Consider the following 25,389-nt stretch of genomic DNA (forward strand, 5'->3'; position numbering starts at 1 on the left):
ACACCCGTCGCAGTCCCGCTGCGGCCCGGCACCACGAGGAGTCAGATGGCCAGCCCGACCTCCGCACCCGGGACCATCCTGCCTCGGCTGGACGTGCCCGTACGCCGCCTGAACGGCCGTGACTTCGACTTCGACCGCGAAGTGGCGGTGATGGCGGTGATCAACCGCACCCCCGACTCGTTCTACGACCGGGGCGCCACCTTCGCGCTCGACACCGCCGTCGCCGCGGCGCTGCAGGCCGTGGCCGACGGCGCCGACTGGGTCGACATCGGCGGGGCCAAATTCGCGCCCGGCCCCGCGGTGCCCGTTGCCGAGGAGATCGAGCGGGTGGTCCCGGTGGTCGCCGCGCTGCGTGGCGCCGGTGTGGTGATCTCGGTGGACACCTTCGACCCCGACGTGGCCAGGGCCAGCATCGACGCGGGCGCGCATGTGATCAACGACACCACGGGGGTGCACGACCCGCGGATGGCCGAGGTCGTCGCGGACAGCGACGCCACCCTGGTGATCACGCACAGCCTGGCCCGGCCGCGCACGCCCTACCCGGCACCGCAGTACGACGACGTGGTGCGCGAGGTCGCCGGCTTCCTGCAGGCCAGGGTGGAGCGAGCACTGGCCCACGGGGTCCCGGCCGAGCGGCTGATCATCGACCCCGGCCACGACCTGAACAAGAACACCCGGCACTCCCTCGAGCTGACCCGCCGGCTGGGTGAGATCACCGCACTCGGCCTGCCCACCCTGGTGGCCGTGTCGAACAAGGACTTCATCGGCGAGACCCTCAACCGGGACAGGGGCAGCCGGGTGGAGGGCACCCTCGCCGCGGCCGTGTACTGCATCCTGCAGGGCGCCCGCATCGTGCGGGTGCACAACGTGTCGGCCGCGGTGGACGCCGTGCGGATGACCGAGGCCATTCTCGGCTGGCGCGAACCGGCCTACCTGCGCCACAACCTCGCCTGATGCACACCCTCGATCCCGGCGACGTGCTGACCCGCTACACGGTCGGCGACCGGACGACCCCACACCTGCGGGTGAACTTCATCAGCAGCCTGGACGGCGCCGCCACTCACGACGGCCTCAGCGGCGGGCTCGGCGACGACGCCGACCGGCTGGTCTTCGACACGCTGCGGATGCTCACCGATCTGATCCTGGTCGGCGCCGGCACCGTGCGCGCCGAGGGCTACGGCGGGATCCGGTTCAGCGCCGACGCGGTGGCCTGGCGAGTCAGGCATGCCCTGCCGGAGCACCCTCCCGTGGCGATCGTGTCCGGCCGGCTCGACCTGGACCCGACCCATCCGGTGTTCACCGACGCCGCCACCCGCCCGATCCTGATCACCCACGCCCAGGCCCCGGCGGACCGCCGGACGGCGCTCGCCGCGGTCGCCGACGTGCTGGTCTGCGGGGAGAGATCCGTTGACCACGCCTTGATGGTGCAGACCCTCACCGGGCTCGGTTACCCGCAGGTGCTCTGCGAGGGCGGCCCGAGCCTGTTCGGTTCGCTGCTGTCCGCCGACGCGGTGGACGAGCTCTGCCTCACCCTGGCTCCGCTGCTCGAGTCCGGCCGGGCCCCCCGCATCGCCGGCGCCCCGGAGGCGTCGCCCAGGCGGATGCGCCTCGCCCACGCCCTCCCCGCCGGAGACACCCTCCTCCTCCGCTACCTCCGCCCGCGAACTGTGAGTTAAGCCCCGAAAACTCGCGTTTTGTGGGGCTTTTCTCTCAGTTCGCGGAGACGGTGGGGCGCGTTAGGGAGTGGGCATCGAGGATTGTGTACGAGTAACCCTGTTCCGCGAGGAATCTTTGGCGGTTCTGGGCGAAGTCCTGGTCGACCGTGTCGCGAGCCACGAGCGTGTAGAAGCTCGCGGTGAGACCGGATTCCTTGGGGCGCAGCAGACGGCCGAGCCGCTGGGCCTCCTCCTGCCGGGACCCGTACGACCCCGACACCTGGATGGCCACCGACGCTTCGGGCAGGTCGATCGAGAAGTTCGCCACCTTCGACACCACCAGGAGATTCTCCTCGCCCACCCGGAACGCCTGGTACAGCCGTTCCCGTTCGTCGACCGGGGTGGCGCCGGTGAGCTTGGGGGCCCCTAGCGTCTCGGCAAGTTCGTCGATCTGGTCGAGGTACTGGCCGATCACCAGGATGCGCTCGCCCGGGTGCATCGCCACCAGCTGCTTGACGATGTCGAGCTTCGCCGGAGCGGTGGCGGCCATCCGGTAGCGTTCGTCGTCGGGCGCCGCGGCGTAGCTGAGCCGTTCGGAGTGCGGCAGGTCGATGCGCACCTCGAAGCAGGCCGCGGGGGAGATGAAGCCCTGCGCCTCGATCTCCTTCCACGGGGCGTCGAAGCGCTTGGGCCCGATGAGGCTGAACACGTCGCCCTCCCGGCCGTCCTCGCGCACCAGGGTGGCGGTCAGGCCGAGCCGCCGGCGGGCCTGCAGCTCGGCGGTGAGCTTGAACACCGGCGCGGGAAGCAGGTGCACCTCGTCGTAGATCACCAGGCCCCAGTCCATGGCGTCGAGCAGCTCAAGGTGCGCGTATTCGCCCTTCCGCTTGGCGGTGAGGATCTGGTACGTGGCGATGGTGACCGGTTTGACCTCCTTCACCTGACCGGAGTATTCACCGATCTCCTCCGCGGTGAGGGTGGTGCGCTTTTGCAGTTCGTCCCGCCACTGCCGGGCGGACACGGTGTTGGTCACCAGGATCAGGGTGTTGGTCTTGGCGGTCGCCATCGCGCCCGCGCCCACCAGGGTCTTGCCGGCGCCGCAGGGCAGCACCACAACACCGGAGCCCGCCTCGAAGAAATTGGCCACGGCTTTGTTCTGGTAGTCGCGCAACGCCCAGCCGTCTTCGAGCAGGGCGATGTCGTGCGGGGTGCCCGGCGTGTAGCCGGCGAGGTCCTCGGCGGGCCAGCCGAGCTTGACCAGTTCCTGTTTGAGCTGGCCGCGGGCCCACGGAGCCACCAGGAACGAGTCCGGGGTGGGCTGGCCGACCAGCAACGGGGCGATCTTTCGCGCGGCCGCCACCTCGGTGAGCACCGGGGCGTCCAGGCTGCGCAGAACGAGCGCTCCCTCGGCGTCCCGGTCGATGACCAGGCGGCCGTACCGTCCCACCGTCTCCTCGAGATCGACGGTGACGGTCTGCGGGATCGCGAATTTGGAGTACTTCGTGAGAGTGGCGAGCATATTCGCCGCGTCGTGCCCCGCCGCCCGCGCATTCCAGAGGCCGAGCCGGGTGATCCGGTAGGTGTGGATGTGCTCAGGTGCACGCTCAAGCTCGGCGAAGACGGCCAGGTCGTGCCGGGCATCCTCCGCCAGAGGATGCGCGACTTCGAGCAGAACCGTGCGGTCACTTTGGACGATCAGCGGGCCATCGGACATAAGCGTCAATGCTACGCCCGTGCGATGCGAGCGTGCCTACCCGCGTCCGGGGGTGCGCCGCCGGTCAGGGGGCGGGAACGATGCTGACGACGCTGGAGAGCGGCAGGGTCCGTTCGATATCGGCCCGCCGGTCCCTGGCTCGGAAACGGCCGCCGCCGACGCTGGCCGGCTCGAGGAGGTAGTCCACGACATCGCCGTCGGGCATCCGCACGCTCACCAGCACGGTCTCCCGGTGCTTGATGGCCGAGTCCAACTGCCGGGCCAGCCACGCGTTCGCGGCCTTGGCTTCGCCGCCGTCGGTGGCGCGCAACTCCTCGACGAGAGCGATCGTGGGGTCGGGCAGTTCGGTTCGGGTGGGCCGCACGACAGGGTGCCGGCGCGGGTGCACCACCTCGCCGGCCGCGTTCTCGGCGGCGACGGGGTACCGGGCGTCGGTGAGGGCCCAGAACACGGCGTCGGCCGGGTGCGCGCTGGTCAGCCGGGTGTCGGAGACCGACTCAAAGGCCAGGGCAGTGAACGTCTGGTCGACGGCAATGGCGCCGAGCACCGCGGAGTCGTCGGAAGACACGTAGCTGGGCCCGGCCGGGTCCGCCGGGTCGACGCTGCCCACCCGCACCCGGCCATACCTGTCGGCGGCGTCACGGATGAGGTAGTCCACCGGCTGGGGAACGCCGGTGAGGGAGATCGCGGACAGGAACTGCAGGATGGACTCCGCGTCGTCGCCGGCGGCCAGGGCCCGGTTGACCGACGCGCCACTCAGCCGGTAGCTGGAGGCCAACTCGCGGCTCTCAACATCCGCGAAGGTGCGCAGCCGGGCGTCGATCGACGCCGAGAGCGGGCCGGGCGCGACGATCGAGAGGTCGTGTTGCAGGTAGACGGTGCCTACCTCGGCGGGCAGCGAGGCCGTGATCGTGGCGATGGCGGCGTCGATGTCGCCGACCAACACGGATGCGCCGGCCGCACTGGTCGTCTGCCTCGCCGTGATGCCGATCAACTCGGCGTCGCGGGCGAAGGCGGCGATGCGTTCGTCCATCCAAGTGCCGCCGGCCGGGTACAGCCAGGCCACAAACCGGTGCATGGCGTCGCCCCAGGCCACGCCGGGTCGCTGGGCGAGGATCTGCCGCACGTCGGCGGGCAGGACGCCGAGCCAGGACGCGGCGAGGACACCCCAGCGCTCGGAGGCACTCATGACCAGCCAGTCGACCCCGGCGGCGGATTGGGACCAGTAACCGGCGCCGAGGGCGACCAGCTCGGCGCGGGCGGCGATGCCCACCAGCGGGGCGACGGCGTCGATGTCGACCCGCATGGCCATGGCGAGGCGTTTGGTGTCTGGCAGTCCGAGGCCGCCCCGGCTGAGTTCCCGGGCCGGCTCCTGACCGAGTTCGGTGAGCAGTTCGGCGATCGACGAGACGGCGGCGAAGGCGCGTTCGGCGGCCAGCCGTTCGGTGAACCGGCCGTCGGTCGCCGACAGCGGGGCCAGCGCGGTGGGTGCGGGCACACCGGCCAGGTCGGCGGTGCCGGGCAGTCCTTCCTCCGGCCAGGCGCGCAGGCGCGCGGTGACGGCGGGATACGGTCGCACGGAGTCGTCCGTGCGGGTCAGCAGCATCAGCTCGTCGAGGTGCGTGACGCGTGCACAGATGTCGGCGGCGTCCTGGGTGTCGTGGCCGAGGTCGGCCAGCCGTTCGACCAGCTCGTCCAGCGAGGGAGCGCCGAGATCAGAGGCCACCGCCAGGACGGCCAGCGTGCTGCGGTCCAGATGCGACAGCGTCACCTGAATCGCGGCGGGGTCGAGGAGGGCCTCGGCGAGGTCGAAGAAGTCGTGGATGCCGTGGGGATTCACCGATCGGAGAGCGATCGTGCGGCGCAGTGCTGCGTCGTTCAGTGCGCGGAGGCGTGAGGCGAGCGTCAGCATGGTGGCTACTCCATTTTCTGTCGAGCCTCGCGAGCGCGGCGGATTCCGCTGACGACCATCAAGGTGATGATCAGCAGGAAGCCGAGGGGAAGACCGAACAGGGGCAGGGTGAGCACGGCGGGCCAGACGCCCGTGCTGAACCCGTCGTTGTCGCCGGCACCGGCAGCGGTGCCGAGGATCACGGCGAGGAAGGCCAGGATCGAGAGCCCGACCACGCCCGCGACCATGTACGCCAGGATCTTTTCGAGCCGGCCCGGGTCGTGTGGAGTTTGAGTGGTCACAGACCTAAGGATACGGGGCATAGTCAGCTACAACAGAATATGCTGAGTGAAGCGGCGCGTATTCTGCGCGCCTCAAAATCACAGCGAGGTTCAGATGCCCACCGGCAAAGTCAAGTTCTACGACGAGGAGAAGGGTTTTGGCTTCATCAGTTCCGATGACGGCCACGAAGTCTTCCTGCACGCGTCTGCGGTGCCCGCCGGAGTGACGGTGAAGGCCGGGATGAAGCTCGAGTTCGGCATCGCCGATGGCAAGCGGGGCGCCCAGGCGCTGTCCGTGCGTGTGATCGAGGCTCCGCCGAGCCTGGCCAAGTTGAGCCGCAAGCCGGCCGACGACATGGCCATCATCGTCGAGGACTTGGTGAAGCTGCTCGATGGCATCGGGTCGAGCCTGCGCCGCGGCCGGTACCCCGACGCCGCGCACAGCAAGAAGATCGCAGCCGTGCTGCGTAAGGTCGCCGAGGAACTGGATGCTTGATCCCTTCGACCCCACTCCGCCCAAGGCCACGCCGGTCGCTGCGGCCAAGGACCCGGCCGTCGAGACCACCGTCGACGAGGTAGCGGCGACCGCCGAGCCCGGCCAGACGGATGCGGCACCGGCCGAGTCCGTCGAGGACGTCGCGGAGCTGGACGACGACGAGGTGTTCGAGGCCGATGAGGTGCTCGTGGACGCGGTCGACCAGGCCAGGACGGCCCTCGAACTGATCACGCCGGCCGACACGATCGGCGAACCGCTCGGCTACATCGTCGAGGGCGAGCACGTACTGTCGCTGCTCTTCGACTGCCTGATGACCGGGTACCCGGGCTGGCGTTGGACCGTCAGCCTGACCCGCGTCGACGAGGACTCCGCGCCGCAGGTTCTGGAAACCGAGCTGATGCCCGGCGACGATTCCCTGCTCGCTCCCGAGTGGGTGCCGTGGAGCGACCGGCTCGCCGACTCCAAGGTGGCCGAGGAACTCGCCGCCGCCGGACTGGCCGGGGACGACGACGACGACGACGATGACGACCACGACGACGACGACGACGATGACCACGACGACGATGACCACGACGACGATGACCACGACGACGACGACGACGACGACGATGACGACCACGATGATGATGACAGTGACGATGACGACGAGAGCGCCGAGTCCGACGACGCCGTCGACAACGGCGTCGACGTTCTCGACGGGATCGACGTGGACGAGGCTCTAGTGGCGTCTGAACATCACGAAGCCGAGGCCGCAGAGGCCGAGGCCCAGACCGATGACGGCGCACCACAGCCACCAGCCCAGGCCGGCGTCATCCAGTTCAGCTCGGAAAACGAGAGTCAGCACCAGCAGGACTAGCCAGCCGGCCGAACCCGCTGCCACCGCTTTACGCGCATTAGCGCGGGCGGGCAGCGGGTCCGGCCGTCTTTCGCTGTCTTTGAGCCAGAGGCGCATGGGCGACTAGGCCAGGTTGGCCACAACGTATTCGATCGACGAGACGAGCTTTCGCACATCCGCCGGGTCGATGGCCGTGAAGGTCGCGACACGCAGCTGGTTGCGGCCGAGCTTGCGGTACGGCTCGGTGTCGACGATGCCGTTGGCGCGCAGGACCTTCGCGATGGCCGCGGCGTCGATGCTGTCGTCGAAGTCGATCGTGGCGACGACCTGTGAGCGGTGGCTCGGGTCGGTCACGAACGGCGTGGCGTAGTCGACGGTTGCGGCCCAGTCGTAGAGCACCGACGAGGACTCGGTCGTGCGTGCGGACGCCCAGGCGAGTCCACCGTTGCCGTTGATCCAGTCGAGCTGGTTCTCCATGAGCAGCAGCGTCGACACGGCGGGCGTGTTCAGCGTCTGGTTGAGCCGGGAGTTGTCGATGGCGTTCTTCAGGCTGAGGAACTCCGGGATGTACCGGCCGCTGGCGGCGATGCGTTCGACCCGCTCGATGGCGGCGGGGGAGAACAGCGCCAACCAGATGCCACCGTCGGAGGCGAGGTTCTTCTGAGGGGCGAAGTAGTAGACATCCGCCTGGTCGGCCTCGAAGTCGATGCCGGCGGCGGCGCTCGTGGCGTCGATCACGGTGAGCGCACCCGCGTCGCCCTGCACCCGGGTGACCGGAGCCATGACGCCCGTAGACGTCTCGTTCTGCGGCCAGGCGTAGACGTCGATGCCCTCGGTGGGCACGGCGGTGGCACGTGAGCCCGGCGCCGACTTGATCACATCGGGAGCGGTGAGGAACGGGGCGGCGGCGGCTGCGGCGAACTTGCCGCCGAACTCGCCGAAGACGAGGTTCTGCGCGCGGGTTTCGATGAGCGAGAACGCGGCGGCGTCCCAGAACGCGGTCGAGCCGCCGTTGCCCATGATGAGCTCGTAGCCCGCCGGGGCGCGGAACAGGTCGGTGAGGCCGGTGCGAACGCGCCCGACCAGGTTCTTCACAGGTGCCTGGCGGTGGGAGGTGCCCAGAATGCTCGCGCCGGCACCAGAGAGGTAGTCAAGCTGCTCCTGGCGGATCTTGGACGGGCCGCAGCCAAAACGTCCGTCGGCGGGCAGCAATTCTGTGGGGATCTGTATGTCCGGCATAACAGGATTCTAGTTGCCCGGTTCGCACGGGTAGTGTTGTGGCGTTGCACATATGGCCGAGCGGGAGGCTGCGGATGACTGACCTTATCGACACGACCGAAATGTATCTCCGCACAATCCTCGACCTGGAGGAGGAGAACATCGTTCCCCTCCGCGCCCGGATCTCCGAGCGGCTGGGCCACTCCGGCCCGACGGTGTCCCAGACCGTGGCACGGATGGAGCGCGACGGTCTCGTTGTCGTCTCCGGCGACCGCCACCTCGAGCTCACCCTGACCGGCCGCAGCAAGGCCGTGCACGTGATGCGCAAGCACCGACTCGCGGAGCGCCTTCTCAGCGACGTCATCGGCCTCGAGTGGGAGTTCGTCCATGACGAAGCCTGCCGCTGGGAGCACGTGATGAGCGAGCAGGTCGAACGCAAGATCCTCGAAATCCTCGGTCACCCCACCGAATCCCCGTACGGCAACCCGATCCCCGGCCTCGACGAGCTGGGCGACTCCCCGGCCGTGGCGTTCATGGCCGGCGTCACCAACCTGCTCGACGTCGTGGCGGCATCGGCTGCGCCCGTCAGCGCCGTCATCCGTCGGCTGGGGGAGCCCGTGCAGTTCGACCCCGAACTCCTGGCCCAGCTCAAGCAGTCCGGCGTGCTGCCGGGCAACACCGGCGTGTTCTCCGCGGTCGGTTCCTACGTTCTGGTGCAGGTCGAAGGTTTCGGCGACGGCCTGGAGTTGCCCAATGAGGTCGCCGGTCACATCTTTGTGACGACCCCCGTCGCCGTCTCCTGACCGCACCAGGGGTTCTGCAGAAATTCACAGTCTCGTTACCAATTCGTTAGATTTCGTCCATTTGGGGTGACAAACGCGAATTGGTCACGTAGCCTCGGATCTGCCCACAGATCAGAGACCGGTCATCGGGCCCGCGCAAGACGCCTCTACCCTGCCCGTCTCTTGCCGCGGAAACTCCACGCGTTCACGCGCATCGGACGGGGCAACTACCTAGTGTTGTCGAGGCGCCGGAGGTTCGACTTGTCCCCATTAGGTAGAAGACTGCCCCGAAGCGGTCGACGTTCCACGGCTGTGACCGTGCGACCCGCCACCACCGATCCGATGCGCTCAGCGCAAACGGAGGTGGGACCCCGTGTCGTGCTGCCGCCGGGGGCGCCAGTCAAGCGCTCCAAGCGGCGTAGCGCCACGGGTCACGTCGTGATGATGACCCTGGCAGCCGGCCTCGTTGCCACCATGGCTCTGCCTGCCTACGCGTTCGCCCCGGCGGATGCCGAGGGCAACTTCGCTGCCACGGATGCCACCGAGCTCACCAAGGCCGGCGCCCAGAAGGTCGCCGTCGATGAGGCGGCCGCAACGGTCACGGTCGCGCAGGACGCCTTCTCGGCCACGCCGCAGGCGGAGATCGACGCCGCCGACGCCGCGGAAGCGGCCGTAGCGGCCGAAGCCGCCCGTGCCGCCGCCGCGACCTCGATGACCACCTACGCGGCGTCGTACACCGGCCCGTCCGCGGCGGACTACCTGGCCAGCCCGGCGTATCCGAGTTTCAGCCTCTCATCCGTGTACAACGTCGCGTTGCAGTACCAGGGGGTGCCCTATGTCTACGGCGGCGCCACCCCGGCCGGCTTCGACTGCTCAGGCTTCGTGATGTACGTGTATGCGCAGTTCGGTATTTCTCTGCCGCATTCCTCCACCGGGCAGGGCGCAGCCGGCACCCGCATCGCCCTGGCCGACGCCCAGCCGGGCGACCTGGTGATCATGGACGGACACGACGGGTTCTACGCCGGCAACGGCAACATCCTGCACGCCCCGTATGAAGGGGCGTCGGTGCGGGTGCAGCCGATCTGGACCAGCGACTACTACATCGTGCGCCTGGGCATCTGAGCCGCCGAACGACACGCTGAGAACCCGCCTTCGGTAAACACTGGGTAACGCCTAGCACAAATGGTGCGCCACGATTTACGTGGTGCACCATTTGTGGGTTAACCTGATGCCCTGATGTTCTGCGGGATTTTGGGAGAGCCAATGCGCAAGCTACGCACGATCCACACCATGGATGTGCGCGGACACTTCGCGCTGCGGCACGGCAGTCAAATCTGTTGCGAGTTCGTGTGCCGCCAGCACACTGAAGCCCGCGGGGCGTTGTCATGATGACGACGCCCTTTTTGTTTGCCCAAATCTCCTCCCCGCGCACGCCAGGCAGCAGTTCGAATGGCTGGAAGCCGTCCAGCCTTTTTCGAAAGGGAGCGCATGCGCACACTGGTCCTCAACGCGGGATATGAACCCCTCGCAGTCGTGTCGTTCAAACGGGCACTCGTACTCGTCATGAACCAGAAGGCAACAATCATTCAGGCGGATCAAGGTCACCCGGTCTGGGCGGCAACGGAGTCCTGGGACCGGCCGAGCGTCATCCTGCTCACCCGCTACGTGCGCCTCCCGCGGTCGCGGGCCGTGCCGGTGAGCCGGCGCGGGGTGCTGCGGCGTGACGACCACCGCTGCTGCTACTGCGGCAAGAGCGCCAGCACCATCGACCACGTGCAGCCGCGGTCCCGCGGCGGCCGGGACACCTGGGACAACCTGGTGGCCTGCTGCCTGCGCTGCAACAATCTGAAGAGCGACCGCACGCCCGCCGAGATGGGCTGGGACCTGCGTTTCAACCCGCGGATGCCGCAGGGCACCACCTGGGTGGTCAGCGGGGTGGAGCATTCGGTGCCGCAGTGGGACGAGTTCCTCGTTCCGGCCGCCGCCGCGTGACCCTTCGATCGACAAGGATTTGTGGATGTGCACCCCTTTGTCGTGCCATTGTCACGAAAACGTAACGCTCAAGGTGACACGGGCCCTGCCCATCGCCTAAGGTTGTGAAGTCCCCCTCCGGTAGCGGCTGTTTAGAGGATTATCTGTGACTCATTCCGGCCCCGCCGGCTCGCCCGAGGGCGTCGGCCCGCTTCTCACGCGCCGCGAGGCCCGAGCGCAGCGCGAAGCCGCTGAGGCCTCGACCGCCGCAGCCGCCACAGCAGAGACTGCCGCCGAGACGCCGACCGCCGAGGCCGTCGACACTCCGCCGGCTCCGACCACCGTCATTCCCGCCGTTCCCGTCCCGCCGGTCCCGGTCCTGTCGGTATCGCCGGACCTGGCCGTCGTCGTCGAGAGCGCGAGCACCCCGACCTCCGACCTCGGCCCGCAGTCGTCCGCCTCCGCGCCGACGGCGCCCACCAGCCCGGTTCCCCCGCACGTCGGCCGCCTGCGCCCCGTCCGGCTCCGCTCCGTCACCGCGGCACCCACGTCACCGGCCGGCGCCCGGACCAGCCGTCCCGTCAAGCGCCGCAAATCGGTCGCGAAGATCGTGACCCTGCTGGCGATCCCAGCGATCTTCCTCACCGCCGCCCTCCCCGCCTACGCGTTCTCGCCGCAGGGCGGCTCGGCCCTCGTCAGCGCCAAGGCCTCCGGCGACACCCAGGCGCTCACCGTGGCCGCCGCCGCTGCCGCCGTGAGCATCTCGGCCGACGGGTTCACCGCCACGAGCCAGGCCGAACTCGATGACATCGAGGCCGGCATTCAGGCGGATCTCGTGCAGCAGCAGGCCGCAGAAGACGCCCGTGCCGCCGCGGCCGACTATGCCGTGATCGGCATCCGGGCCGAGGGCGACGACTATCCGTGGCGCGAGGCTGCCACGGAATCCCAGGGTGGCGGGCTCTCCCCGCTGGGCTATTACTACCGCGAGTGCGTGGACTTCGTGGCTTGGCGGCTCAACCGTGACGCCGGCGCCACCAGCTCGTTCAAGTGGACCTGGTCGACGATGACGCCCGGCGGCGGCAACGCATCCGCCTGGGCCAACGCCTGGTCGAACAAGGGGTGGGCCAGCAGCAAGGCGCCCGTCGTGGGCGCTGTGGCCTGGTTCACCTACAACCACGTCGCCTACGTGCAGTCCGTCCCGGGCGACGGCACCGTCGTGCTCGAGGAATACAACTGGATGGGCTCGCACGCTTATCACACGCGCACCGTGCCGATCAGCGAGGTGCCGGTCTACCTCTACCCGCCGACCTAAGGCGCCAGTCCGGCCGCTTGCCCCGCTGCGGACGAGTTGCCCTGCTGTACCCGGGCACGTGGTCCGCACGAGGGCAACTCGGGGAACGCGGCCTGGGTGGGCTCATCGGGCGCGGATACCGGCTAAACTTTCCCGGTCAGCCTCTGTAGCTCAATGGAAGAGCAGTTCCGTCCTAAGGAAAGGGTTGGGGGTTCGAGTCCCTCCAGGGGCACCACGCACGACACCGAACAGCCGGCCAAGTGCCGGTTCACCGGCCAAGGCTGTACCGTCGAGGGATGAAGACTACGCGGTGGGCGATCCTTGGACCGGGCGATATCGGCGGCTGGTTCGCACGGGCGCTGCCCAACTCGGCCCACGGCATCCTGCACGCTGTCGGCAGCACGAACCCCGGTCGGGCGGCCGCATTCGCCACGGAGCACGGTGCGCCCATCACCGGGACGTACGAGGAACTCCTCGCCCGGGATGACATCGACGCCGTGTACATCTCCACGGTGAACACGACCCACGCGGATCTCGCGGTGGCCGCGCTCCTGGCCGGCAAGGCCGTGCTGTGCGAGAAGCCGGTGGCGCCCACGCCGGCGGAGGTGGAGCGGGTCCTGGCGCAGGCGGCGGCCTCCGGGCTGCCGTTCGTGGAGGCGTACAAGCACCGCTTCGGACCGTTCGCGCGGGCGCTGGACGCGGCGGTCGCCGACAACGCGGTGGGTACCGGGCTGCGGTTGACCGCGTCGTTCGGCTTCGCCGCGGGCCAGCGCACGGGCCGACTGTTCGATCCGGACCTGGCCGGCGGCGCCATTCTCGACGTGGGCGGCTACCCGGTGTCACTCGCGGTGGGACTCGCCGCCGCCGCCGGCCTCGACCCGGCCGACTTGACGCTCACGGCCGTCGAGGGACGGGTCGGAGAGACCGGGGTGGATGAGCAGGCCACCGCGACGGTGTCGGCGCACGGCTTCACGGCGGAGGTGGCGTGTTCCATCGTCACCGAGTTGCCGAGATCGGCGACGCTGAGCGGGAGCGCCGGGATCATCGAGCTGCCCGACGTGTTCGGCAGCCGGTCCGCATCGGCGGCGTCATTCAGCGTGCGCACCTCCGGCGGCGACAGTGTCGTCGAGCCGGCGACGGTGGATCCGTTCGCCGCGGAGGCCGACGCCGTGTCGCTGGCGCTGCGGGACGGCCGGACCGAGGCGCCTGAGGTGCCGTGGGCGCACAGCCGCACCATCGCCCGGCTGCTCGGCCAGTGGCGGGCCGGACTCGACGCGGCGCCACGCGGCTGAGCACATCCGGAGCCGGTCACGACGCGGCCACAACGCGGTCGCGGCGTGCTCACAACGTTCTCCCGGCGGTCACGGCGGGGTCGCGAGGCGGTATGCGGGTCAGGCGCCGCTAGGCGGGTGGCGCGCCACCCGCCTAGCGGCGCGGCACCCGCCCGCCGGCGTCGACGGGGTGCGACGGGGTCCGGCAAGGTAAGACCGCAGTCCGCCGCCGCGACCGGAGCCGCGGCGGCGGTGCTGGGTGCGCCGGTCATCGGAACTGGGTCAGCTTCAACACCAGGTACTCGTCTCTCACCCGGTCCAGCTCCCGGCGGGCCTGGATCGATTCGGGGGCGAGAGTGGGGCGTTCGCGGCGGCGTGCCCGGACGGGCCGACGTCCCCAATGGATCAGCGCGACGCCGAGGTGCATGGCGGCGCGATCGACCAGGCCCACGCGGCGCAGCGGATGCGCCTCGGGGGAGCGGACGGGTTGGGGTGGGTGGTCGTGGCGGCCCTCAGCGGGCGCCAATTGGGTATTCATGATGATGCATTCCTTTAATAGGACGGTTCGGAAGAACCCGGGCGCTCGACAGCGCGTTCGGGCTCGCCGAATGAAGGGTGGCCGCGCAGGGCGGCATGAGGGCGACTCGCGGAGTGCGCGCCGCTCACGGGGTGAGTGACCCGGGCAGAGGGATGCGAACGGGTGCGAATTCACACGGGTGCGGATGCTGCCTGGTCGGGCTTCGAGAGCGTCACCACCGTCTGGACCGGTGGGTTACCTACTGGCCGATCAGGCGGTGAAGACGCCGACGAAGCCGGCGGTGGTACGGAGTGCGAATGCAATCTTCTGAGTAATCACGCTGAGCTCCTTTCGTCGTATGGCGTAGGCCTCACCGTAGTGGGCAATCCGCTCTCGGCGCAACACTTTTCTCGCACTTCCGTGCTCGGGCCCGGCTGGGTAGCCTCGAAGTATGTGTCGGAACATTCATCAACTTCACAATTTCGAACCTGCCGCCACCGATGACGAGGTGCACGCGGCGGCGCTGCAGTTCGTGCGCAAGATCAGCGGCTCGACCAAGCCGTCGAAGGCCAACGAAGCGGCCTTCGACCGGGCGGTGGAAGAGATCGCGCACATCTCGCGGCACCTGCTGGAGGACCTGGTCACGACCGCACCACCGAAAAACCGCGAGGTGGAGGCGGAGAAGGCCAAGGAGCGTTCGGCGAAACGGTTCGCCGCCGCTTGATCAACCGGTCCTGGCCAACCGGTCGGCGAGCCCGCGTCAGGACTCCTGAAGCTCCCGCGGCACAGTGATGGCGTCGACCAAGGCACCGTTTCGCCAGACCGTGATCTCGATGGGCTTGTCGATCGCGTCCTCGACCATCAGCTGTTGCACGGCTGTGGCCGTGACCACCGGCTGACCGGCGAGTTCGACCACGATGTCGCCGCGGTGCAGCCCGGCCTGGGCCGCCGGGCTGCCCGGGGAGACGCCGGCCACCTGCAGGCCGGTCGGCGACCCGATCCGGGCGGCCAGGGCCGGCGGCAGCGGCACCTGAGCGCCGGCGATGCCGAGCCAGGCCCGCCGCATCCGCCCTGTGGTCATCAAGGCGGTGATGATCGCCCGGGTAGACACGTTCACCGGCACCGCCAGGCCCACCCCGATGCCCGCCACAGCGGTATTGACCCCGATCATACGCCCGGCGCTGTCGGCCAGGACCCCGCCGCTGTTGCCCGGGTTGAGGGCGGCGTCGGTCTGGATCACCTCGTCGATCACGCGCCCGGACCGGGTCGGCAGCGACCGGCCGAGCGCCGAGACGATGCCGGCGGTGACGCTGCCGGCCAGGCCGAGCGGGTTGCCCAGGGCGATGACGACCTGGCCGACGCGCAGCCGCGAGGCATCGCCGAGCTGCACCGGCGGCGGGGTGGGGCCGCGGGCGTGCAGCACGGCCAGGTCGGAGAGAGTGTCGCGGCCGACGACGTCGACCCGGCTGCCGGTGCCGTCGGCGAACCCGACGTCGGCCACGCCGGCACCCTCGACGACGTGCGCGCTGGTGAGCAGGAAGCCATCGCCGGTGATCACGCTCGCGCTGCCCGTGCCGGCGCCCTGCCTACTGCGCACGGTGACACTGGCCACGCTCGGCAGCACCCGCGTCGCCACGGCCATCACGGTTTTCGAGTAGGCGTCGAGCAGCCCGTCGTCATCCATCGGCGGCATATCGTTCATGGCACCAGAGCGTACGTCGGTGAGGAGCGACCGTGGGCGCCGTTCGCTGCCAGCAGACGGCGGGCATGGCGGGCAGTCGGGTCGCGTGGTCAGCGGCGCCGCCGGCGGGTGCCGAAGATGCCCGTGACGATACCGGTGAGGATGGTCTTGGTGGCGGGGGATCCGAGCACCTCTTCGAGCACCGATTTCTGCGGCTTTGAGCGAGCGCGGGTGCGGGAACTGGTTTCGGCCTGGCGTCGGAGCCGTTCGTAGTCGGCGTCGGCCTTCTTTTGGGCCTTGGCTTGCTGCGCATCCGCGGCCGCCTGCTGTTTCGCGAGCTCGGCGTGGGCCTTGGCCTGGTCGATCGCCTGCTGCTCGGCTTCGGCGACCCGGGTGGCGGCCTCCAGCCGGCTGGCCAGCATCTCCCGGGCGGAATCCCGGTCGACCGGTCGGCCGTAGCGGGCGAGCAGCGGGGAGGCGGCGATGCCGGCCTCGATCTGCGCGGCCGGGGTGGGCGCCATCGACCCCAACGGCGCCCGTAACCGGGTCCACGCGACCGGACTCGGTGCGCCCTGCTCGTTCATCACCGTGACGACGGCTTCGCCGATGCCGAGCCCGGTGAGCACGTCGTCGAGATCGTAGCCGGACCGCGGGAAGGTCGAGACCGTGGCCCGGAGCGCCTTGGCAGCATCGGGCGTGAACGCCCGCAGCTGGTGCTGCACCCGCGAACCCAGCTGGGCGAGAACGTCGCCGGGCACGTCCTTCGGTGTCTGGGTGACGAAGAAGATGCCGACCCCCTTCGAGCGGATGAGCCGCACTGTCTGGGTGATCGCGGCCAGGAAGTCCTTGGATGCGTCCTGGAACAGCAGGTGCGCCTCGTCGAAGAAGAACACCAGCTTGGGCCGCTCCAGGTCGCCCACCTCGGGCAGGTCGTTGAACAGGTCGGCGAGCAACCACATCAGGAACGTGGAATACAGCGCGGGCCGGTCCTGCACCCCGGGCACCTCGAGCAGACTGACCAGGCCGCGGCCGTCGGCGGTGACGGAGAGGAACTCGCTGGTGTCGATCTCGGGCTCACCGAAGAACACATCGGCGCCCTGGTCGGCGAAGGTGATCAGTTCGCGCAGGATGACGCCGACGGTGCTGCTGGAGAGCCCACCGAGGCCGGTGAGTTCGCCCTTGCCGTCGTCGCTGATCAGAAAACTGAGCACCGCCCGCAGGTCGGTGAGATCCAACAGCGGCAGGCCGGCCTCGTCGGCATAGTGGAAGACCAGGCCCAGACTGGACTCCTGGGTGTCGTTGAGCCCGAGGACCTTGCTCAGCAACAAGGGGCCGAAGCCGGCCACGGTGGCCCGGATCGGGATGCCGTGGCCGAGGCCGCCCAGGCAGAAGAACTCGGTGGGGGAGGCGGCGCCGGCCCAGTCCTGACCGAGCGCGGAGGTGCGGGCGAGCAGTTTGTCGTTGGGCGTGCCGGCGCTGGCGATGCCGGAGAGGTCGCCCTTGATGTCCGCGGCGAACACCGGCACCCCGTGCGCCGACAACTGTTCGGCGAGCACCTGCAGCGTCTTGGTCTTCCCGGTGCCTGTCGCCCCGGCGACCAACCCGTGCCGGTTCGTCATGGCCAACGGGATGCGGATCTGCACGTCGGGACGGACCTCACCGTTGACGAGGGCGCCGAGCTCGAGTGCGGGCCCGTCGAAGCCATAGCCGGACCGGATCGCCTCGACCTGGGTCTCGTCGAGGGGGCCGACGGGGCCGGACGGTGGCGCGGGCGACTCGGCGACGGTGTGCGCCTCGTCCTCCGCCAGGCGCAGCTGGGCTTCGGCTTCCTCCGCGTCGGCCTGGGCGCGCAGCGCGGCGGCTCTGGCCGCATCCGCTTTGGCCTTGAGCCGGCTGACCGCGTTGACCTCATCACTGGGAGTCATGGCGGTATCCTAGCCGCCGTCAAGAGGCTGGCGGCCCGGCGTGTCGGTCGGTTTTCTCGAGGGCGTCGGCGGCGTCTCGGGCATCCCGGGCGCGGGCGCTGGCGTCGTCGGCCGCACGGGTGGCCTGGGCACGGGCCTCGGTCAGCGCGCTGTCATCGTCGGTGACAGCCGCGAGCGCCGCCTCGGCCGTGCCGAGCTGCTCCCGAAGCTCCGCGATCTCCGCCTCCAGGCTGGCCCGGCGAAGTTCGAGCCGGTGGGCGCGACGCTCGAGCGCGTCGACCTCGGCGGCGGCGGCGTCCGCATCGTGCTCCCGGCGTTCGGCTTTCGCCCTGGCCTCTTTGCGTCGCCGGACATCGGCCAGTTGTACGGGGTCCGGCGGTGCGAGACTCTGGGCGCTGCCAGGCGACGCGACCCAGGGCGCCGCATCCGGCACGGCGACGGCACCGTGCAGGTCGACGGGGTCGAAACCGCCGGCCCGTAGCGGCTTGATGAGCAGTCCACTGGCGACAGCCCCGGCGGCGGCGGGATCCGACGTGCCGGCCAACAGGGTCTGTTCGACGTCGCCGAGCACGGCCGGGGTGGGCGGGTGGCCGAGTCCGGCGGCTCGCGCGGCACCCGCCTGGGCAAGGGCGGTGACGGCGGCCCGGCGCTCGCTGCCGAGCCGGCGCAACGCGTCCCGGTCCAGCTGCTCCTGGGCGGTTCGCATCCGCTCGCCGAGGTCGAGGAGCGCCGTGAGATCGTCGGGGTGCTCCCGGGCGAGAAGATTCACCACCCAGGCGGCGGGTGCGGGCTTGCGCAGCACCGCGACCTGTTTCGCCAGAGCGGCGTCCGAGGGTTTCAGCTCCCCGGCCCTGGCGTTGCGCGCGGCGGTGAAGCCCTCCGGCTGGAGACCGTAGAGCTCCCGGGCGAGCACGGCGAGGGCAGCGACCATGGCACCATCATCGCCCGCGCAGACCCCGGACGCCAGCATCCCCGATGCGTCGCCTGCCGCAAGTGCCGGCCGGAACGCACCGGTGCCGGTATCGCTTTGCGGGCAGCGCGGTTACCCTGTGTTCCATCGGTTAGTCAGGTAATTTCCGCGGAGCGGAGGGTCTGATGGCAACGGATGGTCGAGGCAGTGTGATCGTGCGGGACGGGTCGTGGGGATTCTTTTTCCTGTTGGCCTACGTCGGCGCCGCCATCTACTTCATCTCCACGTCGGACGGATCATTCTGGGCGTTCATCCTCGGTCTGCTCCAGGCGATCGTCTGGCCGGCGTACGTCGTGTATCACGTGCTGCTGGTGCTGGTCGGGCCCTGATCGGGGTGTTACGCCGCGCGCTCGACGCCGCCGGGCTGGTCCGCCCAGAGCGCGATCCGGTCCATGGCGTGCGCGGGTGCCCGGTCGATGCTGACGGGGAGGTCGGCGGGGCCGTGGCCACCGGGCGACACCGTCACGACGCTCGCCGTCATCACGACGGGACGAAGCGAGCGGCTGGAGGGAAGGGTGTGCAGGATCGTGGTCATGAAATTCCTCTCGATGGGCGGCTGCCGATCGGGTGGACTGGATCGGTATATCCATAGTCCCGAATCCCATCGAGGCAGGCATCCCCTGAAGGGATGAACCTGTGTACTGCGTGCGATGTAGTCGGGGTCAGCCGCGGGACTGCAGGAAGACCATGACGAGGGTGCCAGCGCCGTAGAGCAGCAGCTTGCCTTTGTAGCCGGCCCACCACTGACGCTGCACGGGCTCGGTGTCGTCGGGATTCTCGCCGGTATCGGCATCCGCGTCGCTGTCGACGTTCGTGCTGCTTTCGGAGCGGTCTCCGGGACCGGGCCGGGTCGGGGTGCTGACGGCCGGGCCGCCGGTGAGGCGCTCGAACGGCCGGGTCAGAAACTCGGGAATCTGGATACGGTCGAACTCGTCGCGCGGTTCCTTGCTTTTGTCCTTGCTCATCCGGAATCGTCCCCTTCTCTCTCTCAGTCTAGGGAGTCCGAGAGTCCGTCACGTCGCCCCGGCTGCCCGGCGCCGGACCTGGCAGCGGACCCCCAGTATTCTCGTGCCGAGCACGGGGGCCCCGGCCCGCCCCGGGATTCCGGGGGCGGACCGCGGCGCCCGTCGAAACAGCGGGAGTTGCGCATCCCGCTGACGCGTCAGCTGCGCGTCGAGCTCTCGCTCGCCGGCGCGTCCTCCGAGGTCGGTTCGGAGCCGGCCACGGCCGCACGGGCCGTGCGCTGCCGCTTGCGCAGGTGTTGCACAACCGAGACCACGGTGATGATCGCGAGGATCGCGTAGAGGGTGATCGTGAACGGGCTGGACACCAGAACACTCGCGTCGCCTGCCGACACCGCCAGCGCGCGCCGCAGTTCGGTCTCGGCGAGCGGTCCCAGGACGACGGCGATCATGACCGGCGCCAGCGGAATGCGGAAGCGTCGCATCAACAGACCGATGAGTCCGATCGCGATGAGCGCCCAGACGTCCACGACCGATGAACCCATGGCGTAGACGCCGAGCACGGCGAGCACGGTGATGCCGGCGTAAAGGTAGTGCTTGGGCACCAGCAGGAGCTTCGCCCAGAGCGAGGCGAATCCCATGTTGAGGATGAGCAGCGCGACCAGGCCGATGAACAGCGACGCGATGAGCGTCCAGACGAGGTCGGGTGTGCGCGCGAAGAGCAGCGGTCCCGGCTGCAGGCCGTACTGCTGGAATGCGGCGAGCATGATCGCCGCCGTGGCCGAGGTCGGCAGGCCCAGGGCAAGCAGGGCGCCCATCGCGGTGCCGGCCGTGGCGTTGGCCGCCGCCTCCGGCGCCGCGACACCCCGGATGCTGCCGACGGTGCCGAAGTTCTTGTCACCACGGGCCTTCGCCAGCCGCTTCTCGGTTCCGTAGGCCAGGAAGGTGGGCACCTCGGCGCCGCCGGCGGGAATGATGCCGAACGGGAGCCCGAACGCCGTGCCGCGCACCCACGCCGGGGCGGCGCGCTTGACGTCGCTGAGGTTGAGCCAGGCGCGCCCCTGCTGGATGATCTGCACGGAGCCGTCTTCGCGGTGGATGCGGGAGGCCACCGAGAAGACCTCACCGAGGGCAAGCAGCCCCACGGTGATGACCACGATGGACAGGCCGTCGAATAGTTGCGGCATGCCGAAGGTGAAGCGTTCCGTGCCGCTGGGCCCGTCGATGCCGATCAGCATGAGTGCGAGGCCGATCCCGAGCGAGAGCAGTCCGCGCACGATCGACTCGGAGACGACCGAGCTCACGGCGAGGAAGGCGAACGCCGCCAGGGCGAAGTACTCGGCCGGGCCGAACATCGTTGCCATCGACACGAGCAGGGGCATCGCAAAGACGGTGACGAGTGTGGCCAGAGTGCCGCCGAAGAACGCGCCGAGAGCCGCGGTGGCGAGCGCCTTGCCTGCCCGACCGCTCTTGGCCATCCGGTTGCCCTCGAATGAGGACGCGATCGCCGACGAGTTGCCCGGCGTGTTGAGCAGGATGCCGGCGGTGGAGTCGCCGAACAGCCCGCCGAAGTAGATACCGGCGAACATGATGAACGCCGCCGTCGGGTCGAGGCTGAAGGTCACCGGCAGGAGCAGTGCCACAGCCATCGATGAGCCGAGTCCGGGCAGGACGCCCACGGCGGTGCCGAGGACGGCGCCGATGAGCACCCACAGCAGGTTGATGGGCGTGAGCGCACCCGAGAATCCCTCGAGGAGAAGTGTGATCTGGTCCATGTCAGAAGATCCATCCGAAGAAGCCGGCAGGCAGGGCAAGGCCCAGTCCGGCGCTGAAGGCGAGCTGCACTGCCGAGCTCAGAGCGAGGGCGACGCCGATGTCGAAGACCGGACGACGGCTGCCGAGCGCGTACGCAATCAGCCAGAAGAGGATCGCGGCACTGCAGATCCAGCCCACCGGGTCGAGCAGTACGGCGAAAAGCACGACAGCGCCGAGCACGAGCCCGAACGTGCGCCAGTCGAATGTGGTCTCCTCTTCTGCGCCGGCTGCGGCGTGCAGGTGGTCGAGCTTGATGAGCTCGGTGTTGGTGCCGGAGACATCCGCGAGCATGTCCTCCGAGATATCGGGGCGGTGCCATACCCGGGCGGGTGAACGGCGGGGCAGCAGTGCCTGCACGGTGACCCAGCCGCCGGTGACGAGCAGGAGGCCGATCACGATCATCGGGAAGAACTGCGGGCCAGGCTCTTGGTCGCCGCGCACGTTCATCGTGACGGTACCCACGATCAGCAGGGCGGCGGCGGTCAGGGCCAGGAGCCCCACCGAGAGCTCGCCACGGCCGGTCCACCAGGATCTCCGGCGAGGGCCGCCCAGCTCCTGTGGGGCATGGGCACCAGCGGGTGCGGTCGATGCGGTGGTCACAGTCCCAGCTCCTCAATGATCGTGTCGATCTCCGTCTGCTGCTCGACCAGGAACGCCTCGAAATCGGGCCCCACCAGGTACGAGTCGGTCCAGTTGTTGCGTTTGAGAACCTCGCGCCAGGCGGAGGAGGCCTGCATCTCCTCGACAATCGCTGCCAGTTCCGCCGTCTGCGCCTCGTCCAGTCCCGGCGGGGCGACGTAGCCGCGCCAGTTCGACATGGTGACGTCGACACCCAATTCCATGAACGTCGGCACCTCCACGCCGGGCATGCGTTCGGGCGACGAGACCGCGAGAACCCGCAACTGGCCGGCCTCCACCTGTCCGGAGATCTCGTTGTAGCCCGATATGCCACCGGTGGTCGTGTGTGAGAGCAACGCCGAGAGCGCCTCGCCGCCGCCCGAGTAGGCGATGTAGTTGGCCTGTTCGGGGTCGAGCCCGATGGCCCCGGCCAGGAGGCCGGTCATCAGGTGGTCGATGGAGCCGAGCGACCCTCCCGCGATGGAGGTTCCCTCGGGGTCGGCCTGCCACACCTCGATGAAGTCGTCGAGCGAGGTGATCGGGGAGTCCGCCGGCACCACCAAGGCTGCGTAGTCGTCGGCGACGCGGGCGATCGGCGTGACGTCCTGCAGCGATTCGGGGGTGTCGCCGAGCGAGACCGCACCGATCATCACCCCACCGGTGGCCATCAGGATGTCGTCACGACCGCTCATCTGCACGAGCTGGGAGAGCCCGATGGTGCCGCCGGCCCCGGGGACGTTGGCCACTTGAACGTTGTTGACGATGCCCTCCGAGCGCAGGGCAGCCTGCGACTCGCGGGAGAATCCGTCCCAGCCGCCACCGGGCGAGGCGGGGGCCATCACGGTCAACTTGTTGCGGACCGTCGAGGACGATCCGGTTGCGGCAGCGTTGGCCACGGCGAGGCCTGTGATCAACGCCACCGCCGAGCTGAACGCGATGGTGCGTAATACTTGTTTCACGAGAGAACACCCTTACGACGTTGTAGGAGATCGATTGAGGCCCAAACCTACGTCGACTCATCGCCCCGAGCGCCGTTGCGCACATATCTAGCCATATTGGACAATTCGGTCGCGATGAACTCACCACAACACAACGCTCGAGAGTCGTGGCTGCGGCGCCCGCGGTTGCGGATGCGCCCCGACGAACGGACGGCCGCACGACGCCGGGGCTTCGCCTTCGGCCTGTTCGTCGCGCAGGTCGGCGTGATCACGGTGATCGCGGCCGTCGCGGCGGGGATCGCGGTTTTCGTGCAGGCCGATCAGGTCCGGCACTCGGCCGAGGGCGACCTCGAGGTTCTCGCCGACAGCGTCGCCACTCTTCCCGTCGTCATCGAGGGCCTGCAATCACCGGATCCGCACGCCGCCATCCAACCCGTCACGTCGGCCATGCAGAAGGCGGCGGAAGTGTCTTACATCACCGTCGTGGACCTGGACAATCTGCGCGTCGCCCACCCCTGGCCGGAGCTTGTGGGTGAACCGGTCTCGAGCGACCACTCCGGCGTGCGCGCCGGGGAGCGGTTCGTGGGTTCGGAGGAAGACGGTCCCGTCGGGCTGACCCTGCGCGCCAAGGTTCCCGTGATCGCGCCGGACGGCCGGATCGTCGGCACGGTCTCGGCAGGCGTGCCGTTGCGAGCCGTGCAGCAGGAGGTGGCCGGGCGGGCGCTGCAGATCATCCTGCCGACCCTCGTCGCGGTGCTTCTCGGCCTGGTGGTGTCGTGGACCGTCACTGCCCGGCTGCGGCGCCGGCTGTACGGGGTCGAGCCGGGGGAGATGCTCGCCCTCGTCCAGTCCCGGGCGGCCATGACCGACGGGGTGCAGGACGGCGTCATCGGCATCGACGATGACGGTCGGATCGCGTTCATGAACGCCGGGGCGAAGCGGCTGTTGGCCGTGGATGGGCCGGTCGAGGGCATGCACGCGCGCCGGGCGCTCCCCGCCGCCGTCGCCGCGTTGCTCGAGCGAACAGGCCGACCGGACACGAAAGAGCTGGTCACCGCCGGGCGCACCCTGGTTGTGACACGCTCGACGGCAGTGGCCGACGGTCGCGACGTCGGCAGCACCCTCGTCATCCAGGACCGCAGCGAGCTGGAGTCGATGCTGGCGACGTTGGGCGACGAGCGCGCTCGGTCCGGCGTGCTGCGGGTCGAGGCTCACGATTTTGACAACCGGATGCACGTGGTCGCCGGCCTGCTCAGGCTCGGCGAGTTCGACGACGCCCGCACCTACCTGGACAGCCTGCCGCGCGCGGAGCGCCCCGGTGCTTCACGGCAGTGGCAGCGCATCGAATCGCCGATGCTCGCGGCGCTGCTCGCCTCGCGGCAAGCGCAAGCCGACGCTGAAGGCCTCACGCTGACGATTTCCGAAGACAGCCGGGTGGCGCCCGATGTCGCGGTCGGGCCGGCGGAGCTCACCGTCGTCGGTAACCTACTCTCGAATGCCATCGAGGCCGCCCGGACGAGCATCGACGTCTTCCTGTTCGGCGATGCCGACGGGCTCGAGCTCATCATCGATGACGACGGGCCGGGGGTGAGCGAGGCCGACGCGCTGCGCATCTTCGAGGCGGGCCAGACCTCCAAGGACTCCGACGGCTGGCGGCACGGCATCGGTCTTGCCGTCGTCCACGACCACGTCGCGAAGCGAGGCGGCGAGATCAGCATCGGCCGTGCCGACCTCGGCGGCGCACGATTCCAGGTGCAGTTGCCAGCGCCATCCGCTGCATCACCCCACCCTGAGGAGTCACCCGCATGACAGACCCGATCCGGGTGCTCATCGTCGAAGACGACTTCGCCGTGGCCGCCCTGCACCGGCGGTTCCTTGCCGCGATCGACGGCTTCGACGCCGTGGGCACCGAACTGACGGCCGCCGCTGCCGCAGCGCGGATCGCGCTGGGCGGCGTGGACCTCGTGCTGCTGGACATGTTCCTGCCGGACGCTTCGGGCCTTGACCTTCTGCGCACAGTGCGTTCGGCGTCGGTTGCGCCGCTGGACGTCATCATGGTCACCGCAGCGCCCGACCCGGAGCTGGTCAGGCAGGCGTTGGAGCTGGGGGTCGTCGACTACCTGCTCAAACCCTTCCGGCCGGAGGACTTCACCGCGCGGATGCGCCGCTACGCCGCGCGCCGAGCGGACACCTCCTCGTTCGACGCCACCGATCTCACCCAGGCCCAAATCGACTCGATGCAGGGGCGGAAGGTCGCCGGGGCGCGGGCGGCGTTACCGAAAGGGCTCTCCGAGAACACGGCCCGGCTCGTCATCGAGGCCCTGCGCGCGAACAGCGTGCCGATCACGGCAGCGGCCCTCGCCGAGGTGCTCGGTATGTCCAGGGTCAGCGCCAGACGATACCTCGAACACTTCGCCCTGCTCGAGGAGGTCGAGGTGACCGCGAAGTACGGCGACGTGGGCCGGCCGCAGAACCTCTACCGCTGGAAAGGCCTGGAGCGCTTATGACCAATCCCGCGGCCACTACGTCCAATATGGCCTAAATCACGTCGGCGAATC

At 69.3% G+C, this 25,389-nt stretch carries 26 protein-coding genes, 1 tRNA gene and 1 pseudogene; 14 read left to right on the forward strand and 14 right to left on the reverse strand.

Annotation, left to right across the window (positions count from 1 at the left end):
• Window positions 1-45: 45 nt before the first annotated feature.
• Together folP and E3T61_RS00810 are read left to right on the forward strand one after the other, a co-directional pair.
• Window positions 46-954 carry a dihydropteroate synthase gene (gene folP / locus E3T61_RS00805; RefSeq protein ID WP_134639021.1) on the forward strand — a complete coding sequence of 303 codons (909 nt, stop codon included), beginning with the start codon at window positions 46-48 and terminating at the stop codon, window positions 952-954.
• Window positions 954-1,676 carry a pyrimidine reductase family protein gene (locus E3T61_RS00810; protein WP_134639022.1) on the forward strand — a complete coding sequence of 241 codons (723 nt, stop codon included), beginning with the start codon at window positions 954-956 and terminating at the stop codon, window positions 1,674-1,676. The genes folP and E3T61_RS00810 overlap by 1 nt, the downstream gene beginning before the upstream one ends.
• A gap of 34 nt (window positions 1,677-1,710) precedes the next feature.
• On the opposite strand, the gene E3T61_RS00815 is transcribed toward E3T61_RS00810, so the two are convergent.
• The 3 genes from E3T61_RS00815 to E3T61_RS00825 form a co-directional block, all read right to left on the reverse strand.
• Window positions 1,711-3,369, reverse strand: a complete 1,659-nt coding sequence (locus tag E3T61_RS00815; protein WP_134639023.1) for a DNA repair helicase XPB — start codon at window positions 3,367-3,369, stop codon at window positions 1,711-1,713.
• Between the two features lie 64 nt (window positions 3,370-3,433).
• Complete coding sequence (locus tag E3T61_RS00820) at window positions 3,434-5,281, reverse strand: helicase-associated domain-containing protein (RefSeq protein ID WP_134639024.1); 1,848 nt, start codon at window positions 5,279-5,281, stop codon at window positions 3,434-3,436.
• Window positions 5,282-5,286: 5 nt separating this feature from the next.
• A complete protein-coding gene (locus E3T61_RS00825; RefSeq protein WP_134639025.1) occupies window positions 5,287-5,562 on the reverse strand; it encodes a multidrug ABC transporter ATPase in 276 nt (91 codons plus the stop codon).
• Between the two features lie 94 nt (window positions 5,563-5,656).
• On the opposite strand from E3T61_RS00825, the gene E3T61_RS00830 reads away from it, so the two are divergent.
• Both E3T61_RS00830 and E3T61_RS00835 read left to right on the forward strand, forming a co-directional pair.
• Window positions 5,657-6,037, forward strand: coding sequence for a cold-shock protein (locus tag E3T61_RS00830; RefSeq protein WP_134639026.1), 381 nt, complete (start codon window positions 5,657-5,659; stop codon window positions 6,035-6,037).
• Entirely contained in the window at window positions 6,030-6,893 is an 864-nt protein-coding gene (locus E3T61_RS00835) for a DUF3027 domain-containing protein (protein WP_166793111.1), read from the forward strand. The genes E3T61_RS00830 and E3T61_RS00835 overlap by 8 nt, the downstream gene beginning before the upstream one ends.
• On the opposite strand, the pseudogene E3T61_RS22215 reads toward E3T61_RS00835, so the two are convergent.
• A pseudogene (locus E3T61_RS22215) lies at window positions 6,822-6,989 on the reverse strand (DUF2530 domain-containing protein); the annotation flags it as partial. The gene E3T61_RS00835 and the pseudogene E3T61_RS22215 sit on opposite strands and share 72 nt — an antisense overlap.
• Before the next feature lie 6 nt (window positions 6,990-6,995).
• Complete coding sequence (serC, locus tag E3T61_RS00840) at window positions 6,996-8,111, reverse strand: phosphoserine transaminase (protein ID WP_134639028.1); 1,116 nt, start codon at window positions 8,109-8,111, stop codon at window positions 6,996-6,998.
• A 74-nt stretch (window positions 8,112-8,185) separates the two neighbouring features.
• Between serC and E3T61_RS00845 the strand changes: the two genes are divergently transcribed.
• The 6 genes from E3T61_RS00845 to E3T61_RS00870 all read left to right on the forward strand — a co-directional run bounded on the left by E3T61_RS00845 (window position 8,186) and on the right by E3T61_RS00870 (window position 13,426).
• Window positions 8,186-8,893, forward strand: a complete 708-nt coding sequence (locus tag E3T61_RS00845) for an iron-dependent transcriptional repressor DtxR (protein ID WP_134639029.1) — start codon at window positions 8,186-8,188, stop codon at window positions 8,891-8,893.
• 423 nt (window positions 8,894-9,316) lie between these two features.
• Entirely contained in the window at window positions 9,317-9,994 is a 678-nt protein-coding gene (locus tag E3T61_RS00850; protein ID WP_134639030.1) for a C40 family peptidase, read from the forward strand.
• Window positions 9,995-10,360: 366 nt separating this feature from the next.
• Window positions 10,361-10,864: an HNH endonuclease gene (locus E3T61_RS00855; RefSeq protein WP_134639031.1), complete on the forward strand. Its 504-nt coding sequence runs from the start codon at window positions 10,361-10,363 to the stop codon at window positions 10,862-10,864.
• Between the two features lie 145 nt (window positions 10,865-11,009).
• Window positions 11,010-12,155: a CHAP domain-containing protein gene (locus E3T61_RS00860; RefSeq protein WP_134639032.1), complete on the forward strand. Its 1,146-nt coding sequence runs from the start codon at window positions 11,010-11,012 to the stop codon at window positions 12,153-12,155.
• Between the two features lie 139 nt (window positions 12,156-12,294).
• A tRNA-Arg gene (locus E3T61_RS00865) sits at window positions 12,295-12,369 on the forward strand.
• 61 nt (window positions 12,370-12,430) lie between these two features.
• Window positions 12,431-13,426, forward strand: coding sequence for a Gfo/Idh/MocA family protein (locus E3T61_RS00870; RefSeq protein ID WP_134639033.1), 996 nt, complete (start codon window positions 12,431-12,433; stop codon window positions 13,424-13,426).
• Between the two features lie 247 nt (window positions 13,427-13,673).
• On the opposite strand, the gene E3T61_RS00875 is transcribed toward E3T61_RS00870, so the two are convergent.
• Complete coding sequence (locus E3T61_RS00875) at window positions 13,674-13,943, reverse strand: hypothetical protein (protein ID WP_134639034.1); 270 nt, start codon at window positions 13,941-13,943, stop codon at window positions 13,674-13,676.
• A gap of 430 nt (window positions 13,944-14,373) precedes the next feature.
• Here E3T61_RS00875 and E3T61_RS00880 point away from each other — a divergent pair, with 430 nt between their 5' ends.
• Complete coding sequence (locus E3T61_RS00880) at window positions 14,374-14,646, forward strand: DUF2277 domain-containing protein (protein ID WP_134639035.1); 273 nt, start codon at window positions 14,374-14,376, stop codon at window positions 14,644-14,646.
• 36 nt (window positions 14,647-14,682) lie between these two features.
• Here E3T61_RS00880 and E3T61_RS00885 read toward each other — a convergent pair whose 3' ends face one another.
• The 3 genes from E3T61_RS00885 to E3T61_RS00895 form a co-directional block, all read right to left on the reverse strand.
• Window positions 14,683-15,624, reverse strand: coding sequence for a S1C family serine protease (locus tag E3T61_RS00885; RefSeq protein WP_241992312.1), 942 nt, complete (start codon window positions 15,622-15,624; stop codon window positions 14,683-14,685).
• Window positions 15,625-15,713: 89 nt separating this feature from the next.
• Entirely contained in the window at window positions 15,714-17,528 is a 1,815-nt protein-coding gene (locus E3T61_RS00890; RefSeq protein ID WP_134639036.1) for a helicase HerA-like domain-containing protein, read from the reverse strand.
• Between the two features lie 19 nt (window positions 17,529-17,547).
• Window positions 17,548-18,459, reverse strand: a complete 912-nt coding sequence (locus E3T61_RS00895; RefSeq protein WP_134639037.1) for a hypothetical protein — start codon at window positions 18,457-18,459, stop codon at window positions 17,548-17,550.
• 164 nt (window positions 18,460-18,623) lie between these two features.
• Between E3T61_RS00895 and E3T61_RS00900 the strand changes: the two genes are divergently transcribed.
• Complete coding sequence (locus tag E3T61_RS00900; RefSeq protein ID WP_134639038.1) at window positions 18,624-18,827, forward strand: hypothetical protein; 204 nt, start codon at window positions 18,624-18,626, stop codon at window positions 18,825-18,827.
• 8 nt (window positions 18,828-18,835) lie between these two features.
• Here the strand turns inward: E3T61_RS00900 and E3T61_RS00905 are convergent, their stop codons facing one another.
• From E3T61_RS00905 to E3T61_RS00925, 5 genes are all read right to left on the reverse strand, one after another.
• Window positions 18,836-19,033 carry a hypothetical protein gene (locus E3T61_RS00905; protein ID WP_134639039.1) on the reverse strand — a complete coding sequence of 66 codons (198 nt, stop codon included), beginning with the start codon at window positions 19,031-19,033 and terminating at the stop codon, window positions 18,836-18,838.
• Between the two features lie 127 nt (window positions 19,034-19,160).
• On the reverse strand, window positions 19,161-19,463 hold the full coding sequence (locus E3T61_RS00910) for a hypothetical protein (protein WP_134639040.1): 303 nt from the start codon (window positions 19,461-19,463) through the stop codon (window positions 19,161-19,163).
• 197 nt (window positions 19,464-19,660) lie between these two features.
• Complete coding sequence (locus tag E3T61_RS00915) at window positions 19,661-21,235, reverse strand: tripartite tricarboxylate transporter permease (RefSeq protein WP_134639041.1); 1,575 nt, start codon at window positions 21,233-21,235, stop codon at window positions 19,661-19,663.
• A gap of 1 nt (window position 21,236) precedes the next feature.
• Window positions 21,237-21,875: a tripartite tricarboxylate transporter TctB family protein gene (locus tag E3T61_RS00920; RefSeq protein WP_134639042.1), complete on the reverse strand. Its 639-nt coding sequence runs from the start codon at window positions 21,873-21,875 to the stop codon at window positions 21,237-21,239.
• A complete protein-coding gene (locus E3T61_RS00925) occupies window positions 21,872-22,852 on the reverse strand; it encodes a Bug family tripartite tricarboxylate transporter substrate binding protein (protein WP_134639043.1) in 981 nt (326 codons plus the stop codon). The genes E3T61_RS00920 and E3T61_RS00925 overlap by 4 nt, the downstream gene beginning before the upstream one ends.
• A gap of 114 nt (window positions 22,853-22,966) precedes the next feature.
• Here E3T61_RS00925 and E3T61_RS00930 point away from each other — a divergent pair, with 114 nt between their 5' ends.
• Together E3T61_RS00930 and E3T61_RS00935 are read left to right on the forward strand one after the other, a co-directional pair.
• Complete coding sequence (locus tag E3T61_RS00930) at window positions 22,967-24,640, forward strand: sensor histidine kinase (protein ID WP_134639044.1); 1,674 nt, start codon at window positions 22,967-22,969, stop codon at window positions 24,638-24,640.
• Entirely contained in the window at window positions 24,637-25,338 is a 702-nt protein-coding gene (locus E3T61_RS00935) for a response regulator (protein ID WP_134639045.1), read from the forward strand. Before E3T61_RS00930 ends, E3T61_RS00935 begins: the two co-directional genes overlap by 4 nt.
• The last annotated feature ends 51 nt before the right edge of the window (window positions 25,339-25,389 follow it).

The sequence above is a fragment of the Cryobacterium lactosi genome, assembly GCF_004403945.1.
Lineage (GTDB): Bacteria > Actinomycetota > Actinomycetes > Actinomycetales > Microbacteriaceae > Cryobacterium > Cryobacterium lactosi.

Excerpts from the sequence above, each read along its gene's own strand:
- E3T61_RS00850 (WP_134639030.1), top strand. The coding sequence starts at position 9,317 with ATGACCCTGGCAGCCGGCCTCGTTGCCACCATGGCTCTGCCTGCCTAC.
- E3T61_RS00935 (WP_134639045.1), top strand. The coding sequence starts at position 24,637 with ATGACAGACCCGATCCGGGTGCTCATCGTCGAAGACGACTTCGCCGTG.
- E3T61_RS00870 (WP_134639033.1), top strand. The coding sequence starts at position 12,431 with ATGAAGACTACGCGGTGGGCGATCCTTGGACCGGGCGATATCGGCGGC.
- E3T61_RS00900 (WP_134639038.1), top strand. The coding sequence starts at position 18,624 with ATGGCAACGGATGGTCGAGGCAGTGTGATCGTGCGGGACGGGTCGTGG.
- folP (WP_134639021.1), top strand. The coding sequence starts at position 46 with ATGGCCAGCCCGACCTCCGCACCCGGGACCATCCTGCCTCGGCTGGAC.
- E3T61_RS00885 (WP_241992312.1), bottom strand. The coding sequence starts at position 15,624 with ATGAACGATATGCCGCCGATGGATGACGACGGGCTGCTCGACGCCTAC.
- serC (WP_134639028.1), bottom strand. The coding sequence starts at position 8,111 with ATGCCGGACATACAGATCCCCACAGAATTGCTGCCCGCCGACGGACGT.
- E3T61_RS00810 (WP_134639022.1), top strand. The coding sequence starts at position 954 with ATGCACACCCTCGATCCCGGCGACGTGCTGACCCGCTACACGGTCGGC.
- E3T61_RS00820 (WP_134639024.1), bottom strand. The coding sequence starts at position 5,281 with ATGCTGACGCTCGCCTCACGCCTCCGCGCACTGAACGACGCAGCACTG.
- E3T61_RS00905 (WP_134639039.1), bottom strand. The coding sequence starts at position 19,033 with ATGACCACGATCCTGCACACCCTTCCCTCCAGCCGCTCGCTTCGTCCC.
- E3T61_RS00830 (WP_134639026.1), top strand. The coding sequence starts at position 5,657 with ATGCCCACCGGCAAAGTCAAGTTCTACGACGAGGAGAAGGGTTTTGGC.
- E3T61_RS00880 (WP_134639035.1), top strand. The coding sequence starts at position 14,374 with ATGTGTCGGAACATTCATCAACTTCACAATTTCGAACCTGCCGCCACC.
- E3T61_RS00930 (WP_134639044.1), top strand. The coding sequence starts at position 22,967 with ATGAACTCACCACAACACAACGCTCGAGAGTCGTGGCTGCGGCGCCCG.
- E3T61_RS00845 (WP_134639029.1), top strand. The coding sequence starts at position 8,186 with ATGACTGACCTTATCGACACGACCGAAATGTATCTCCGCACAATCCTC.
- E3T61_RS00915 (WP_134639041.1), bottom strand. The coding sequence starts at position 21,235 with ATGGACCAGATCACACTTCTCCTCGAGGGATTCTCGGGTGCGCTCACG.
- E3T61_RS00890 (WP_134639036.1), bottom strand. The coding sequence starts at position 17,528 with ATGACTCCCAGTGATGAGGTCAACGCGGTCAGCCGGCTCAAGGCCAAA.
- E3T61_RS00910 (WP_134639040.1), bottom strand. The coding sequence starts at position 19,463 with ATGAGCAAGGACAAAAGCAAGGAACCGCGCGACGAGTTCGACCGTATC.
- E3T61_RS00895 (WP_134639037.1), bottom strand. The coding sequence starts at position 18,459 with ATGGTCGCTGCCCTCGCCGTGCTCGCCCGGGAGCTCTACGGTCTCCAG.
- E3T61_RS00815 (WP_134639023.1), bottom strand. The coding sequence starts at position 3,369 with ATGTCCGATGGCCCGCTGATCGTCCAAAGTGACCGCACGGTTCTGCTC.
- E3T61_RS00855 (WP_134639031.1), top strand. The coding sequence starts at position 10,361 with ATGCGCACACTGGTCCTCAACGCGGGATATGAACCCCTCGCAGTCGTG.
- E3T61_RS00875 (WP_134639034.1), bottom strand. The coding sequence starts at position 13,943 with ATGAATACCCAATTGGCGCCCGCTGAGGGCCGCCACGACCACCCACCC.
- E3T61_RS00835 (WP_166793111.1), top strand. The coding sequence starts at position 6,030 with ATGCTTGATCCCTTCGACCCCACTCCGCCCAAGGCCACGCCGGTCGCT.